At 61.9% G+C, this 15561-nt stretch carries 11 protein-coding genes; 8 read left to right on the top strand and 3 right to left on the bottom strand.

All coding sequences use genetic code 11. The annotated features are described in order from the left end of the window. Positions 1–284 precede the first annotated feature (284 nt). Positions 285–1928 (top strand): Na/Pi cotransporter family protein, encoded by a 1644-nt coding sequence (locus G6N78_RS19890; protein ID WP_165222950.1) that lies wholly within the window; start codon positions 285–287, stop codon positions 1926–1928. 46 nt (positions 1929–1974) lie between these two features. Here G6N78_RS19890 and G6N78_RS19885 read toward each other — a convergent pair whose 3' ends face one another. Next, a complete protein-coding gene (locus G6N78_RS19885; RefSeq protein WP_165222947.1) occupies positions 1975–2730 on the bottom strand; it encodes an SDR family oxidoreductase in 756 nt (251 codons plus the stop codon). 238 nt (positions 2731–2968) lie between these two features. On the opposite strand from G6N78_RS19885, the gene G6N78_RS19880 reads away from it, so the two are divergent. Both G6N78_RS19880 and G6N78_RS19875 read left to right on the top strand, forming a co-directional pair. Further along, positions 2969–5107: a GumC family protein gene (locus tag G6N78_RS19880; RefSeq protein WP_165222944.1), complete on the top strand. Its 2139-nt coding sequence runs from the start codon at positions 2969–2971 to the stop codon at positions 5105–5107. Between the two features lie 8 nt (positions 5108–5115). Beyond that, positions 5116–6405 (top strand): VpsF family polysaccharide biosynthesis protein, encoded by a 1290-nt coding sequence (locus G6N78_RS19875; RefSeq protein ID WP_165222941.1) that lies wholly within the window; start codon positions 5116–5118, stop codon positions 6403–6405. Between the two features lie 3 nt (positions 6406–6408). Here G6N78_RS19875 and G6N78_RS19870 read toward each other — a convergent pair whose 3' ends face one another. Further along, on the bottom strand, positions 6409–7650 hold the full coding sequence (locus tag G6N78_RS19870; RefSeq protein ID WP_165222938.1) for a glycoside hydrolase family 5 protein: 1242 nt from the start codon (positions 7648–7650) through the stop codon (positions 6409–6411). A 3-nt stretch (positions 7651–7653) separates the two neighbouring features. After that, positions 7654–8820: a DUF1972 domain-containing protein gene (locus G6N78_RS19865; protein WP_165222936.1), complete on the bottom strand. Its 1167-nt coding sequence runs from the start codon at positions 8818–8820 to the stop codon at positions 7654–7656. A 144-nt stretch (positions 8821–8964) separates the two neighbouring features. On the opposite strand from G6N78_RS19865, the gene G6N78_RS19860 reads away from it, so the two are divergent. The 5 genes from G6N78_RS19860 to G6N78_RS19840 all read left to right on the top strand — a co-directional run bounded on the left by G6N78_RS19860 (position 8965) and on the right by G6N78_RS19840 (position 15525). Then, complete coding sequence (locus tag G6N78_RS19860) at positions 8965–10131, top strand: glycosyltransferase family 4 protein (protein WP_165222933.1); 1167 nt, start codon at positions 8965–8967, stop codon at positions 10129–10131. Continuing rightward, entirely contained in the window at positions 10128–11387 is a 1260-nt protein-coding gene (locus tag G6N78_RS19855; protein WP_165222930.1) for a polysaccharide biosynthesis protein, read from the top strand. Before G6N78_RS19860 ends, G6N78_RS19855 begins: the two co-directional genes overlap by 4 nt. A 54-nt stretch (positions 11388–11441) precedes the next feature. Further along, entirely contained in the window at positions 11442–12938 is a 1497-nt protein-coding gene (locus G6N78_RS19850) for a glucosamine inositolphosphorylceramide transferase family protein (RefSeq protein ID WP_165222927.1), read from the top strand. Between the two features lie 31 nt (positions 12939–12969). Continuing rightward, a complete protein-coding gene (locus G6N78_RS19845) occupies positions 12970–14136 on the top strand; it encodes a GNAT family N-acetyltransferase (protein ID WP_165222924.1) in 1167 nt (388 codons plus the stop codon). Positions 14137–14535: 399 nt separating this feature from the next. Beyond that, positions 14536–15525: an ROK family protein gene (locus G6N78_RS19840; protein WP_165222921.1), complete on the top strand. Its 990-nt coding sequence runs from the start codon at positions 14536–14538 to the stop codon at positions 15523–15525. The last annotated feature ends 36 nt before the right edge of the window (positions 15526–15561 follow it).

Genomic DNA, 15561 nt, shown 5'->3' with positions numbered 1-15561 from the left:
GCCCTTGACCACCGATGTTGCATCCCGTCGAGATCAGCGCGTGTCGCTTTTGAACAGCTGTGCAAGCCGGTCTTCGTGGTGTAATCTCCAGGCATGATGCGCCGTTTTCCGAGCTTGAGGATCCCGTTCCTTCCGGTCGATGTGCAACTCTGTGGCTAAGCCCGGTGTTTTGGGGACGACGGACGCCGGTTGCGGCGCCACGACCACTCCTGACCGGCGGATGAAGTCGAGCAATGGCGCTGCTCCCTTGACCGCGTCACGAACCCTTGGGAGATCCCTGCTTTATGAATTCGACTGCCGTGATGATCAATCTCTTTGGCGCTGTGGCCTTGCTGCTGTTCGGCCTGGCGCAGGTCAAGGACGGTGTGTCGCGCGCGTTCGGCGCCCGGTTGAGAACCGGCCTCTCCACCGGGACACGGTCAGGGCCTCGTTCCTTCGTATCCGGCTTCCTTGCCACCATCGCGCTGCAGAGTTCCACGGCGACCGCCTTGATGACGGCATCCTTTGTCGAGCGGGATTTCATTAAGCCGCGCATGGCGCAGATCGTGCTTCTGGGCGCCAATGTCGGAACAGCTGTCACCGCTTGGATCGTCGGCTCCGGCATCAGCTGGCTTTCCCCGGTCCTTATCCTGATCGGCATCCTGTTTCACCGCAGCAAGTCCTCGAACCGGCAGGGGCTGGGCCTGGCATTGCTCGGCATCGGCATCATGCTCCTCTCCCTGCATCTGATGACGGCGGCCACCGAACCGCTGCGCCAGTCGAGCGCACTACTGGCTTTCATCGGTCTGCTGCAGAATGCCTGGCCTGTCGCCTTCGCTCTCACGGCCGCCATCGCGTTTCTGTCGTCCTCCAGCCTTGCGGCCGTTATCCTCATCCTGTCGATTGCGGCAAGCGGTGCCATACCGAATGACCTGACCGTGGTTCTGGTGCTGGGAGCAAACCTGGGCGGCGCGATCCCGCCGTTCATCGCCTCGCTGGGAGCGGATGCCTCCGCGCGGCGCGTGACACTGGGCAACCTGATTGTCCGTGGCGCTGGCTGCCTGCTGGTGCTTCCCTTCGCCGCCTATCTCGGTGAATATCTGGCGATGATCCCGACGCCTGGCCACATGCTGCCTGTCGATGTGCATCTCGCGTTCAACATCGGCCTTTCCGTCGTCGCCTGGCCGCTGTCATCGCTCCTCTCCACCTCCATGGCGCGCCTCATCCCGACGGCGACGAAGGCCGAATTCGCCCCGAAATATCTCGATCGTGACGAACTGTCGTCACCGCTGATGGCGCTGACCAATGCCACGCGTGAGGTTTTGGGCGTTGGCGACCTGATCGAACGGATGCTTGCCCGAACATCGGAAGCCTTCCGCACCAACGAGTTGACACCGCTGGCCGAAATCGCCCAGCTGGAACGGCGGGTCGATATGTTGCAGCAGGAGGTGAAGGTCTATCTCTCGCGGCTTGCCCGCATTGGCCTGGGCGAAGACGAGAGCCGGCGCTCGATCCACATCATCGACTACGCGATCAACCTCGAACATATCGGCGACATCATCGAAAAGGGGCTCGTGCCGCAACTGACCAAGAAGATCTCGCTCGGCCTGACCTTTTCGGAGGAAGGCTATGCGGAACTGACGCGGTTGATGGACCTGACGGTCGACAATCTAAGGGTTGCCCAGACGATCTTCGTCACGCGTGATCAGGGCCTGGCCCGTCAGATGATGGAGGTGAAGGTGGAGGTGCGGCGGATGGAAAAGGAATCCTCCGAACGGCATCTGAGACGTCTCCAGGAGGGTTTGCTGGAGAGCCTGCAGACCAGTTCGCTGCATCTCGATCTGCTGCGCGACCTGAAGCGCATCAACGCCCACGTCATCTCCGTTGCCCATCCCATCCTGGACGAAAGCGGCCTTCTGGTGGAAAGCAGGCTTCGCTCCTCTGCGTGACGGATCAGCGCGCCCGAACAGAAAACGTCCGGGCGCGCATGCCATGTTACAGCGATGCGGTGATCCCGCCGTCCACGTACAGGATATGGCCGTTGACGAAGCTTGCGGCATCTGAGGCGAGAAAAATACAGGCGCCCTGCAACTCCTCCACTTTGCCCCAGCGCCCCGCTGGCGTGCGCTTTTCCAGCCATCCGTTAAACGCCGGATCCGCCATCAGGGCGGCATTCAGTGGCGTTTCGAAATAGCCGGGGGCAATGGCGTTGCAGTTTAGCCCGTATTTCGCCCAGTCCGTCGCCATGCCCTTCGTCAGATTGCCGACGGCGCCCTTGGTTGCCGTGTAGGGTGCGATGGAGGGGCGGGCAAGCGCCGTCTGGACGCTGGCGATGTTGATGATCTTGCCACGGCCCCGGCCGATCATATGGCGGGCAACCGCCTGGCCGACGTGGAAGACGCTGGCGACATTGGTCTGCAGCAGGCGTTCGAAAGCATCTGCCGGAAAGTCCTCCAGCGGTCCGCGATGCTGCATGCCGGCATTGTTGACGAGAATGTCGATCGCCTTGCCGGATGCTTCGAAACCATCGACCGCGGTTCGCACCGCCTCGTGATCAGTCGCGTCGAAGGCGAGGACCTCCGCGCCCGGGATGGCCTCGGCCGCTGCCTTCAGCTTCGCCGCGTCACGCCCGTTGAGGACGACGGATGCCCCGGCCTCGGCCAGTCCCTTGGCAAGCGAAAAGCCGATCCCCTGGGACGAACCCGTGATCAGTGCCCGGCGTCCCGCCAGATTGAAATGAGTGAATGCCATGCTTTCCTCCCGTATGCAGTCCTGCCGCAATGTGCGCAGCCATGGATACGGGGTTGGTTGCCGGCCGATGTCAAGCGCTCGTCCGGAATAGAACACAACGGGTCGACTTGCGTCCGCGGTCTCCTGGTGGCCGATACCGTCCTGCTTCAGGACATCAACAATGCAAGGACAATGATTTGTTCAGAAATTTCATCGATAAGTAGGTAACGACCCGACGATGTGCACGGTAGATGGGTAGATGGCAAACACATTCCAGATCGCACCGGGCACTCCCCAGGCGCAGGAAAACCGCGATGGCAACGGCCTCGTGGAACTGAGCGACCTGAAGGAGATCCTGCTCCATCGGCGCCGACTGGTTGTGGGAACCGCCGCCGTTCTCACGCTTTTGGCCCTGATCTACAGCCTGCTCACTTCGCCGCTCTATTCCGCAACCGCAGAAATCCTGATCGATCCACGTGATCTGCAGGTGGTGACCAACGATCTTTATCCCAACTCGGTCGCGGCCGATGGCGGCATTACCCAGGTGGAAAGCCAGGTCAGCGTCGTCCAGTCGACAGGGGTCCTCACCCGCGCTGTCCAGGCGACCGAACTGACGAAGGACCCGGAATTCAACCGCCAGGGGCTTCTCACCCGTCTTTTGGGTGGCGATTCAGCCAATAGCGAGGAGACCGCGCTCGTCCGCACCATCGACGCGCTGCGCAAGCGTCTGTCCGTCAAGCGGGCCGACAAGGTTCTGGTCATCAGCGTGACGATGACTTCGACGAGCGCAACGAAATCGGCGCGTCTCGCGAATGCCGTCGCCCAGGCCTACCTCGACGATCAGGCCATGGCGCGTTCCCAGACGGCGGAGAATACATCCGGTGCACTGACCGCGCGGTTGGAAGAACTGCGCGGCCAGGTTCAGTCCGCGGCGAACGCCGTCGAGGAATACAGGCGCCAGAACAATCTGACGATGGCGTCGGGGCGCCTTGTCAGCGAACAGGAGATGACGGATCTCAACAATCAGCTGACGACCGCTCGCGGACGCACGGCAGCGCTGAAATCCCAGGTGGATCAGATCCGTGCGCAGCGGCAGACTGGCCTGCAGAGCGGTGCGACCTCTGAAGCGATCCAGTCGGCCGTCATCACGCAGTTGCGCAATCAGGAGGCCGTTCTCGAGGAACGCGCCACAAGCCTTCGTGCGCAGCTTGGTCCCTCGCATCCCCAGATGATCACGATCCAGTCGCAGCTTGCCAATATCCAGCAACTGATCACCCGCGAACTCGACCGCATTGCCGCCTCGGTCAATACCGAATACCAGCGCGCGTTCGCCAACGAACAGGCGCTGGCAACGAAGGTGGCGGGGCTCGAGGGCGAGTTGAACTCGAAATCGCAGGCCTCCGTCCGTCTCAGCGAACTGCAACGTGATCTCGATTCGGTCCGCACCGTCTACGAGGCCTTCCTGACCCGTGCGCAGGAAACCCGCGAGCAGGTGACGATCAACAATGCCAATGCGCGCATCATTACCGAAGCCCTGCCGCCGCAGAAGAAGAGCTGGCCTCCCGTGCCGTTGCTCCTCGCCGGCGCCGTGTTCGGAGGGCTTGGTCTCGGAGCAGGCCTGGCGCTGATCGCGGAACTGCTGGCCCCGACACTCCTTTCCCCGTCACAGGCCCAATCGGTCCTGAAGGCACCCGTGGTCGGCATCATCCCCGGGGAAAGACGCAGCCACAGCTGGCTTGGTCGTTTCCCATTTCGCCGCCCTGCTTCGGCATCCGAGGAGGACGAGGGCGAGCCCCTGATCAGCCCGCGCCTGGATGGCGCCATCGGCCTGGCGCTCCGCCGCATCCTGGAAAACGACCATTCATCCGTCGGCAAGAATTCCACTGCCAGCCTGATCATCACCTCCTGTGAGCGGGATACGAGCGAGCGGCTGCGCATCGTCAGCCTTCTCAGCGTCCATGCAACGGGTCGTGGCGAACGTGTGCTGGTCATCGACGCGAACATGGATCAGAAAGCATCGAGCGACCGCGGCCTGCTCGATGTACTTGCCGGCGAATGCTCCTTCACCGATGCCATGCATTTCCAGTTCGGCCAGAACATCGCCTACATGCGGCGTGGCCGAAGCCGGAAAGTGCTGCGCGAGGCGCAGGGTCGCGAACACGCGGTGGCCATGCTCGCCCAGGCGCACCGGATGTTCGATCTCATCATCATCGATGGCGGCATCCTGTCGGAGAACCTGCGCACGGCGCCGCTTGTGGCATCCGTCGATCACGTCATCCTGGTCGCCGAAAAGAACCAGACATCGCTCAGGGATGTTGCAGACGTTCGGCAGGCGGCGGAACTCATGGGCCAGAGGCTTTCCGGCGTGCTTCTGGTCGACCGATCCATGAGGAACTGAATTCCACCATGGCCGTCAGCGTCTCCTCCTCGTCGGCATTCTCTTATCGCGAACGCGCCGGACGTTTCAGCCTGGATGGCCTCAGCCGCTTCGGTGTCGTCCTGATCTTCCTGGCACTGTTTCTGCTGTCCGGCGGCATCCTGTGGGTGCTGGGATACAATTACGATGGATTGTCGGGCAGTTCCGTCACCAAAATCCATCCGGCGACCTATCTGACCCTGCTGGTGTTTGGCTGGCGGTGCGTCGCAACCGGCAATCCCTTGAGTTATCTCGCCCACCTGAACGCGCAGCGTCCGGCGACCATGCTATTGCTCGCAATCACGGTCCTGGTGTTTCTCTCCGTCGTCCTGCGCGGGCGCCCGAACATGGCGGGTCTGATCGATACCTATGTCGGCTGCTGCTGTCTGGTACTGATCCTGTCGGACGCCGATGAACGGCTGATGGCGCGTCTGCGCGTGCTGATGCATGTGATCATGGCCGCCAACGCGCTGCTGTGCCTCTACGAGTTTGCCACCAAGAACCTTCTGTTTCCCTTCCGTTTCGACGGTCAGGCGTTCGAAACGGACCTCCGGCCCTCGGCATTTCAGGGGCACCCGCTGATCAACGCCGCCGTCACCTCAACCTATGTCCTGTCATTGATGAGCGGCGCGAAGGATCTGCCGCAAGCCCGTCGCATAGCCATGTTGGGGCTGCAACTGGCTGCCCTCGTCGCCTTCGGTGGCCGGACGGCCTTTGTGCTGACGCTGCTCTTAGGCGGCATCTACGGCGTGCGCACGACCTTTCTCTATCTCCGCCGGGGCAAGGTGAGCCTGCTGGCTGCAGCGATCGCAATTCTTTTTGCGGGTCTCGCACCCGTAGCGTTGGCGATCTTGATTTCACAGGGGTTCTTCGACGCGATGGCGAGCCGCTTCGTGTCGGATGGTGGGAGTGCCAATGCGCGCATCGTGATGTTCGAGCTCTTCGATCATTTTTCGCTGAGCCAGATCATCATCGGCCCGGACCTTGAGGTGCTGGACAGCTGGCGGCGCATCTATGGTCTTGAATGGGGGATCGAAAACCCGATCGTCCGCATGACGCTCTACCAGGGGGCGTTCGTGACCCTGCTCTTGGCCGTCGGCTTTGGGCTCTTCATGCACGAAGTGGCCAAGGTGTCGATTGTCGGCGTCTGGCTTCCCATGATCGTCTGGATCCTCCTGATCAACACGGCGGAGAGCATTGCGTCCAAAACGACGATGATGACCAAGTTCTGCGTGATGATCCTGTGCTTCTATCATCCCGCGACCCTCCGGCGGCGGTGAGCATCAGGGGGCTTGAACCCCCAAGGCCTGCAGGATCGGCGTATCGAAACGACGGCTGACATCATCTGTCACGATGCCCATGCCGTCGAACAGGTTCCAGAAGGCCCAGGGGAAACCGAAGGATTCGGCACTTTTGCGCACATCCTCAATGTATCGCGCACGATCTCTTGCGCCGGAAGCCACGTAACGATGATCGCTGCGGAGGGCTCCGAACTCGCCCATCAGGATGCGGGAAGGGGCAATGCCGTAATGGCTGCCCCAGTCCGCGACCTGCTGCAGGTAGGAATCGACGAAGGGACGGGCAGGCGCCGCATCGAAATAGACCTTCAGCACTTTTTCCGTTTCGGCATAGGCGGCGGCCTTGATGTCCTGCGGGCGGTCATCGGAGCGCATCCGTTTGCGGACGGCCGCCAGCGTCTTCTCCAGCGAACCGGCATCGCCCGGCCAGGGCACGTCGTTCAGGGCGCGGTAAACCGGCTCGCCCATCCACGGCGCCCCCTGATGAGAAAACAGGTAGGGTTCGTAGAAATGGAAGGTGTAGATGATCGGAGCCAGCACTTCGAACGGGCGTGGATCGAGCGCCGTCAAACCGGACACCATGCTGCCGCAACTGCCGGTCGCGACCAGCGTCAGGTTTGGCGCGCGTGTCCGCGCCGTCGTCAGGAGAGCCCGCTGAACCGCCACCCATTCCGGCGCGCCACAGGCCTGTGGCGGTTCATTGACGGGCTCAAGCGCTACCCGGTCCGATGGAAATGCGGCAAGCATTTCTGCGACATCACCGATCAGTTTCAAATAGGCGGGAAACTCGGCGGCGGACCGGCTGGCGGTCAGGACGCGAGAATTCCAGTAGTGCGTCGCTTCGTTTGTCTGCACGTTCAAGACGAGCGTGAGGCCCGCCGAGAGGATGTCAGATACGGCCGCACTCAAGGTAGCGATCAGTTGCCTCCGTCTCTCGCCGGTAAACGCCACAAAAGGACCGGGATCGATCGGAAGGCGAACGAAATCGAAGCCGACAGCCTTGAGCCTCTGGAGATCCTGCTTTGTCGGGACCGGTCTTTGCGTCTGGAACGGCGGCCAGTCGTAATCCCGCCGCGGCGCCGGAAACTCGCGGGTCAGCGAGAACCATGGCCACAGGTTGACGCCGCGCTGGATATGCCAGGACAGCGGCTGTGCCTGCGTCACGCGTGGTACTGCGCCAACCGCAAGTGTCGCGGACGTTCCGAGGAGCAGATCGCGCCGCCGCATCCCTTATTCTCCCGCCAGAGCCTTGGGTGGAGCATTCGGTGCCTTGCGGTCGAAGCCGCCCAGAACAAGCAGTTCCTCCTCGTATGTCGAGAGCACCTTGTCCCAGGTAAATTCAGCGTCTGCTCGTCGGCGCGCGGCCGCCTGGCCACGCCGAACGACGACGTCATCGTGCAGCAGTCGCTCATAGGCCGCCTCGCAACTTGCCTCGTCCGTAAAGAAGACGGCGGCATCGCCAGCAGTCCAGCGGTTATACTTGTTGTCGTGGGCGATCACGCTGTTGCCCGCCGCAAGCGATTCCACCAGCGATGGGTTGGTCCCGCCGACCGTGTGCCCATGCACATAGGCGCGGGCATGGAAACGAAGCGCCTGAACAGCCTTCTCGTCATAAATCGCGCCCGGAAAGACGACCTCATCGCCCGCCGAACGCAGAATTTCCTGATGGTAGGCATTGCCCTCGACGAAGGTCCCGAGAACCACGAGCCTGGCGTTGCGCTTCTTGCGCGAGAACGCTTTGACCAGCGTGAGAATACTGTTGTCCGGCTCGATGCGGGCAATCGAAATGAAATATTGGTCGGGCTGAAGACCGAGAGCCTCTACGGGTGCCGTCGGCGCCGAGCGCACGGGAACGCCGCCATAGGGGATCATGACCGTTGATTTTCTCGGACGTCGGGTCGCCAGATGATCGGCAATCGCGGGATGGTCGGCCACCAGACGGTCGGAGGACCAGGCGGCGATCCATTCGTTCAGCCAGAACCAGGCCTTGATCGGCAGGCTCCACTTCGCCCGCTTCCACTCGATGCCGTCCATATTCGTCATGATCTTCCGCCCCTTCGCCTTGAGGTAGGGCAGGAAGATCGCGCCGTTGTAGCCGAGAACCAGGCAAACCGACGGGCGGGTTGCTGCGTGCTTGACGCATTTCCAATCGAATTCCAGCGTCGCCCGCGGGCCGGTGGAAGCAACCTGCACGTGAAGGAGTTCGACGCCTTGCCAAGTGGACGATCGCACTTCCTCCGTCACGTGTGCGACTTCTTCCTGGCAGTAGACGCCAACATGCCAGCCATGTTTGGCGAGAAACAACGCCAGCTTTTCGGCAAAGGTTTCAAATCCGCCGTGAGATGCGGGAATGCCTCTCGTGCCGAGAATGAGGAGCGATGGGCGAGCCTGGTTCATAGCTGATTCAACTTTCTCACATACACGTTCACTATTGGCACATTAGCCACGGCTGGTTGAGAAACTTGCAAGGAACGGGCCAGGCACGAAATTTGCGGGACCAATGCGAACCATGCTTGCCGTTGTCTTAAAGTGAGAACTTAAATGCGTATCGCGTGTATCCACCAGGGCTGGGAGTTGTACGGTTCCGACCGCAGCTTTGCCGAAAGTGTCGCCGCCCTGCGGGAGACCCATCCCGACGCGGAAATCGAGGTCGTTCTGCCGCGACCCGGGCCAATTGTTGAGATTCTTCAGCCACATGCGACCCGCATCCTGTTCGAGCCGCTTTGGATTTTGAGGCGCAAGTCGCTGCTGAGACTGGCAACGATCGACGCGCCGCGGCTTCCCATCGCCGTCCTGCGCGCGCTGCGGCGCCTCCGGTCCTTCGATCTCGTTTACGTCAATACGTCGGTGATTGTGGATTATGCGCTGGCTGCCCGCTTTTCCCGCGACAGGACAATCCTGCACATTCATGAGATTCCCGAGGGGCTCGCGCTGAAGATCTTAGGGGGACTGATCCGCTTCAGCGGCAGCGAACTCATCTTTAATTCGAACGCCACACGACAGGCATTCGGCGATCCGAAGACCGTTATGACGCACGTCGTCTATAACGGCGTCGAGGGACCGGCGGCACCTTTGCCGGTGACCTATGACGGCACACGTCCCTTGCGTGTCCTGCTTCTCGGTCGCATCAACCGGATCAAGGGGCAGGACGTCCTGCTGGACGCGGTCGCGGCCCTGCCGTCTTCCGTGCGTCAGAGGCTTGAGGTTCGTATCGTCGGAAGCGCCTTCGAAAGCGACGAACCGGAGCGTGATCTGCGGGAGCGGATCGACCGCTTGGGCCTCGGCGACCACGTGACGCTTTTGCCCTTCATACCCGATCCCTCGCAACATTACAGCTGGGCCGATGTGGTAACGGTTCCCTCCAAACGGCCGGAATCGCTGGGACGCGTGGCAATTGAGGCCATGGCCTGGGGCAGGCCGGTAATCGCATCCTCGATCGGCGGTTTGACCGAGGTTGTCGATCATGGCCGGACCGGCTGGACGCTTCCGCCCGGAGATCCCTCAGCATTGAAGGCGACATTGCTCGCCATCCTGGATGATCCCGCGGTCTTGGCTCCCTTCGCTGCTACGGGACGTTTGCGTTACGAAAAGCTCTTCAGCCGGGATGCCGTGTCCGCCACGATCGGCAGGATCGTCACGCAGAAACTTGCGCGGCGCGGCATCGCCGCTGGTTTGGGTTCGACGACCGAGCGGGGAGCCGCCGAATGAACCCGCGCACCCTTTTCCTGATCCGTCGCCTGATCCTGATGGTCAGCGGTGAAGCATTGCAGAGCGGATTCCATTTCGCGCTGAACCTCTATCTGCTGCACATTCTCTCCGCCGCAGATTACGGCATATTCGCCATCAGCATGGTGATGGGCGGGGTGGCGATTGCCTATACCCGTTCGTTGACTGCCGTGCCGGCCAGCGTCTGGATCTCGCGTAGTCGAACGCGCCGTGAAGCAGATGCCTATGACATCACCTTCGGCTCTGGCGCCCTTCTCCTCAGCACGACGCTTGCGCTCCTTGCGATGGCGCTCCTCTGGCTCTGGGAGTCGCATGGCCCTGTCATCGGCGGACTGTTCATCGGGCTCTGGGCGCTGCGCAGCCACCTGCGCACCGCATCCTTCGCCCGTCATCGGCAGTGGATCGTCAGTTGCAGCGATCTGACCTTTACCTTTATCGGCTGTGCCGTCACCGCTTTCATCGTTTATCAGGGGCGCGATGTCCTTGTCGGCATCTTTCAGGGATTGGCGGTAGCGAATGGCCTTGGAATTCTGCTGCTTCTCTTCTTGCCGCGCACCCATATCCGCATCAGCTTTCGCCGTGAGGTGCGTCGCCGGTATATGCGCTTGTGGCCGCAACTGCGCTGGACGGTTTTCTATGTCAGTACCGCACTTCTGCAGGGGCAGACGATTGCGATCCTGGTGACCAGTGTGGCAGGTCCTGCGGCCTATGCGCCGATCGCGGCCGTCATGACGCTGTTTGCTCCGCTGCGCATTATCGCAACGGCTTTCGACAACATGATGCAGCCGGAGATGTCGGCGGCCATGGGGCGTCATGATTATGCGCGGGTGTGGAAGCAAGCGCTGCTGTGGTCCGGCATTCTCGGTCTCGGATGTCTGGTCTACGGAGCGCTGGTGTTTCTGATTGTCCCTTACATCAAGTCGGAAACCTTTGCTGATGCGTCGATCCATGTCATCGGCGCGTCGGCCATGGTCATATCAACTCTGCTGATCGTCTATTCGATGCCACGGATCATCCTGGAGACGGCGGGTTCCTTTTCCACACTCGCCTTGTTCAGCGGTCTTGCCGCCCTTGTCGGATTGGTGTCGATCGCGATCCTGCTCGCCATCTCGACGCCGGCCTGGGCGCTGGCCGGAGCGGCTCTCGCCGAAGTGACCTTTTTCAGCCTGTGCTGGGCCGCAGTCTACCGGCGCCTCAAGGGAGGTGCTGGCCTTTCAACGGCCGGTCAGGCTAAATAGATTGGCGTGACGTGGGGGCACGTCGCGCCAATGCTCGTTCATCGGGGGAAGAGCATGCACATAAGAGTGGAATGCAATGCAGGGGTGGTGCGCCGCTGGCACCTGACGCTTGTCCGGCGTCTCAAGTCGATGCCGGGCAAGTCCGTCACCGTTGCCCTGGTCGAAGGACTGCCGGACCTTCCCGCGGGGCTGGAAGCGCTGTTTCAGTTGGAAGCCGCGATCCACGGCCTCGCCGGGCATGGGCAGGCCGAACGGGTTCCTGCTGCCGATCTTTTGGCACTGTCGGATGCCGGGGAAGCGCCTGCGGATCTGGTTCTCGACCTGTGTGGCAGCAAGGCGCCGGCAACGGTTGCGCGCTGGCAACTCACCTATGACGGTTTTACCGGAGAAGACGGGCTGATTGCTGCCATTCTGTCTGGCTCGACCCCGACGGCGCGCCTTCTCGACGGCCAGAATGTCATTGCGGAAGCCCGGCTCGGCACCGAATATGGCGGGATCGCCCTGGCAAGTTTTGACGAGATGCTGGCGCGGTCTGTCACCCTCATCACCGCGTCGGTCGCCGGTGGCTGCCAGACGAGGTTGCAGGCGTTGCGACAGGAAGAGGCCGGGTCGTCTCCGGCCATTCCGTCGATCAGCCGTCTCGGCAAGGCAGCCGCCAAGAAGGTCGCGCGGCGGATCGTGCAGCAGATCTACCGGCTGTGTTATAATTCACCGCATTGGCGGGTGGGCTGGCGCAAGCTGAACGGTCCGGACCTCTTCGACCTCGGTGCTCACCCCAAGACCGGCTGGACGGACCTGCCGGATGACGGGCGCCGCTTTTATGCCGATCCCTTTCCCTTCGTCCATCAGGGCAAGCTCACGCTTTTTGTCGAGGATTTCATCCACAAGCTCGGCAAGGGTATTATTTCGGCCGTTGATTTCGTCGATGGCCGCCCGGCCGGCAAGCCGATTCCGGTCCTGGAACACAATTGTCACCTGTCCTATCCTTTCATCTTCGAGGAGGAGGGGCAGATCTGGATGGTGCCCGAGACCTCCGGGAATGGCACGATCGAACTGTTTCGCGCGACGGCTTATCCGGGTGGCTGGGTGAAGGAGGCGGACCTGGTGACGGGCCTGACCTGCAGCGATGCAACGCTGGTCCGCCACGGCAATCTCTGGTGGATGTTTGCGACCGTGCGCGACGGTGGCGGTGCCTTCTCCGATGCGCTGCATCTCTGGTCCGCGCCGGATTTCCGCGGCCCCTGGACGCCGCATGCCGCCAACCCTGTCCTGATCGATATCGCGACGGCGAGACCGGCTGGGCGGATGGTCGTTCGGGACGGTCGCCTCTTGCGGCCGGTGCAGGATTGCCGGCGCGGATATGGCGCAGCTCTCGCCATTGCCCGCGTGACGAAACTGGATCACGAGGGGTTTGCGCAGGTGGTGGAAGCGATGATCGGGCCCGGTCCAGAGTGGCCCGGGCGACGGCTGCATTCTCTGAATAGCGCCGGTGGTTTCGAATTCATCGACGGCTCGGCGACCGCACCCAAATGGAAAGGACTTTTTCCTTGATCGGTCGGCGAGAAGCCGGGGAGGTTCGTGGATGACGTCAAACGAACCTTTCGACGCCATACGTCACGATGATCTGGATGCCATTTCCTCTCTCTGGGGCGGTTTCGAGGCCGAAGGCTTCGCAACGGCCTTTCAGATGCGTTCGTGGATCGAAGCCGTGAAGGCGACGCTGGGCACGAAGAGGGGCGCACGCTTCTTCGTCGTTGAACTGCGCGAGCGCTCATCGCGAAAAACGCTGATGTTGCTGCCCTTCTGTCTCTGGTCCCAACACGGTTTTGCAACCATTGAATTTGTCTCGCTGGGCGTGTGTGATCTGGCGATGCCGGTGATGGCAAGTGATGATGCCGTGGCAGACGCGGCTGATGCACGGGCCCTCTGGCAGGCGGTTCTTGACGTCCTGCCGCGCGCGGATCTGGTGAACATCCCGCAAATACCGCCTCACTATCGAGGTCGCAGAAACCCGTTGGCACTGCTTCCCGGCATCGTGACTGGCGCGCAGTTGCGCTACGAGGCTCCCGTTGTCGCAGATGCCGCTCAGGTGATCGATGCGATGGCAAGCACCAAGATGCGTCAGAACCTGAAAAGGTCCGAACGCCGGTTAGCCGAGCAAGGCGATATCCAGTTTATGGCAGCGGAGACCGAGCAGGATCTGGAGATGCTGCTTGCGGCGATGTTCCGCCAGAGGCAGGAGCGATTCCAGGAACTTGGGCGCTTTGACTTTCTCGCCCAGACGGAGGTGCGGGACTTCTATCGGCTTGTCGCCCGCCAATATCTCGACGGCACCGGGACGGCCCGGCTTTGGGCGCTGCTGGTGGATGGGGAGCCGGTTGCCACCTGCCTTGGCCTCGTGCATGCAAAGACATTGCATTGCCTCGTTCTGACAATGCAGGGCGGCCCTTGGGAAAAATGTTCGCCGGCCCTGGTGCTGGTCTCGCGCCTGCTTGTCTGGTGCCGGGAGAATGGCATCAGCCTCATCGATTACTCGGTCGGCGAGGGCTATCACAAGACGGGCTTTGGCGGAAAGCCGCAGATGATGTTCGATTTTCAGTCCGCGCTGACGCTGAAGGGTCGGGTTGTTCTTGCGGGGCTGTCCCTGCTTGGTCGGTCAAAGGCCTGGATCAAGACGCATCCGCACCTCTTCGACGCAACACGGCGCGCCGTCCAGCAATTCCGCCGTCTCGCAGGCCGACGACGCTGATCCCGCGGCATATGGTCCAGACTGCTGGCTTTTGAACCGTCTCCGGTCTAAATCCGTCACCGAACCCGTGCTTACGGGAAAGACGAACAGAAGGCAGGAAGGCGAACGATGCTGAGGAAGATGGTGTTTGGTGGCCTGATGGTGCTGGTGGTCGTTTCTGTGATCTTCAGTTTCGTCGGCGTGTTGGCGGTCTGGGATCCGTCCGAACTCTTCGGTTATTGATCGCTCCATTGCCGCGGAGTGCGCATGCCCCTGGGCTATCGGGACTTAGCCTCTCGAACGGTCGTTCTTGCAGCAAAACCGATAACACTGTCGCTTGACACTCGGCACTGCGGATTTGTATTAATTCGTCAGCTTTCCGAACAATCAAAATAAGGTGGTCCGGTGTCCGAAGAACGCGTGTCTGGCTCCGTCCCTCGTGACGTGACCACCTCCACAGCATCGCATGGTGATAAGCGCTCGAGGCCCCTGATCGGCGTCGATCTCGGCGGAACGAAGACCCTGGCCGGATTGGCAATGCCCGACGGCAAACTGCTGGCTGTCCACGAAGAGCCAACGCGGCACGGGGAGGGCGCGCCCGTGCTTGCCCAGATCGCCGAGCTGGCGCTCCGGTTGACGAAGGACAGCGGCTTCGAGCTGGCGGATGTGGCGCAATTGGTGATCGGCGTGCCGAGTGCGGTTTCCCCGCAGACGGGGCTGGCATCCCTGTCACCGAACCTCTCTCTGCCTGCCGATCAGCCGCTCTCCACGCTCGTGGGGCGTCTGCTTGCCTGTCCGGTTGCCGTTGAAAATGATGTCAACCTGGCTGCCTATGGCGAAGCCATTGCTGATGATGCGGCCGGTCCGCGTTCGCTTGTCCTCGTCTCGTTCGGAACCGGTGTCGGCATGGGGCTGGTGATCAACGGGGAGATCGTCCGCGGCGCGTTTGGGCGTGCCGGCGAAATCGCCTATCTGCCGATCGGGGGGCGTCCGCACGGTCTGGCACCGTCCTCCGAGAACGGCCTGTTCGAGGACATGGTGGGGACCCGCGCCATCCGCAAGCGCTTCGACCTCGGCGCTGGCACCGTCGTCGATTTGTTTGCCCGCGCCAAGGCCGGTGATGGTCCATCCTTGGCCGCAATCGACGACGTGGCGCGCGAAGCGTCCATCGGGATCGCCGCGGTTCAGGCGTTGATCGATCCATCGCGGATCGTCATCGGCGGAGGGATCGGGTCGCAGCCCCTGTTTCTCGAGCGTTTGACCCACCATCTGGCGCCGCTGCTTCCCTTTGCCTGCCCCGTAGAGCCGAGCCGTTTTGGCGCCCGAGCCGGTCTCGTCGGTGCGCTCGCGTTCGCGGCCCGGCTCGCAGGGATAAGGCGAGAGACCGCCGGCGTCCCGAACGCTCCCTGACACGGAGCGCTCTGGTCTGCATCCTTGAACCCTCAG

The organism is Allorhizobium pseudoryzae (genome assembly GCF_011046245.1).
Lineage (GTDB): Bacteria > Pseudomonadota > Alphaproteobacteria > Rhizobiales > Rhizobiaceae > Neorhizobium > Neorhizobium pseudoryzae.
Note: the sequence above shows the minus strand (reverse complement) of the source record. Positions and strands in the feature narration are given on the sequence as shown.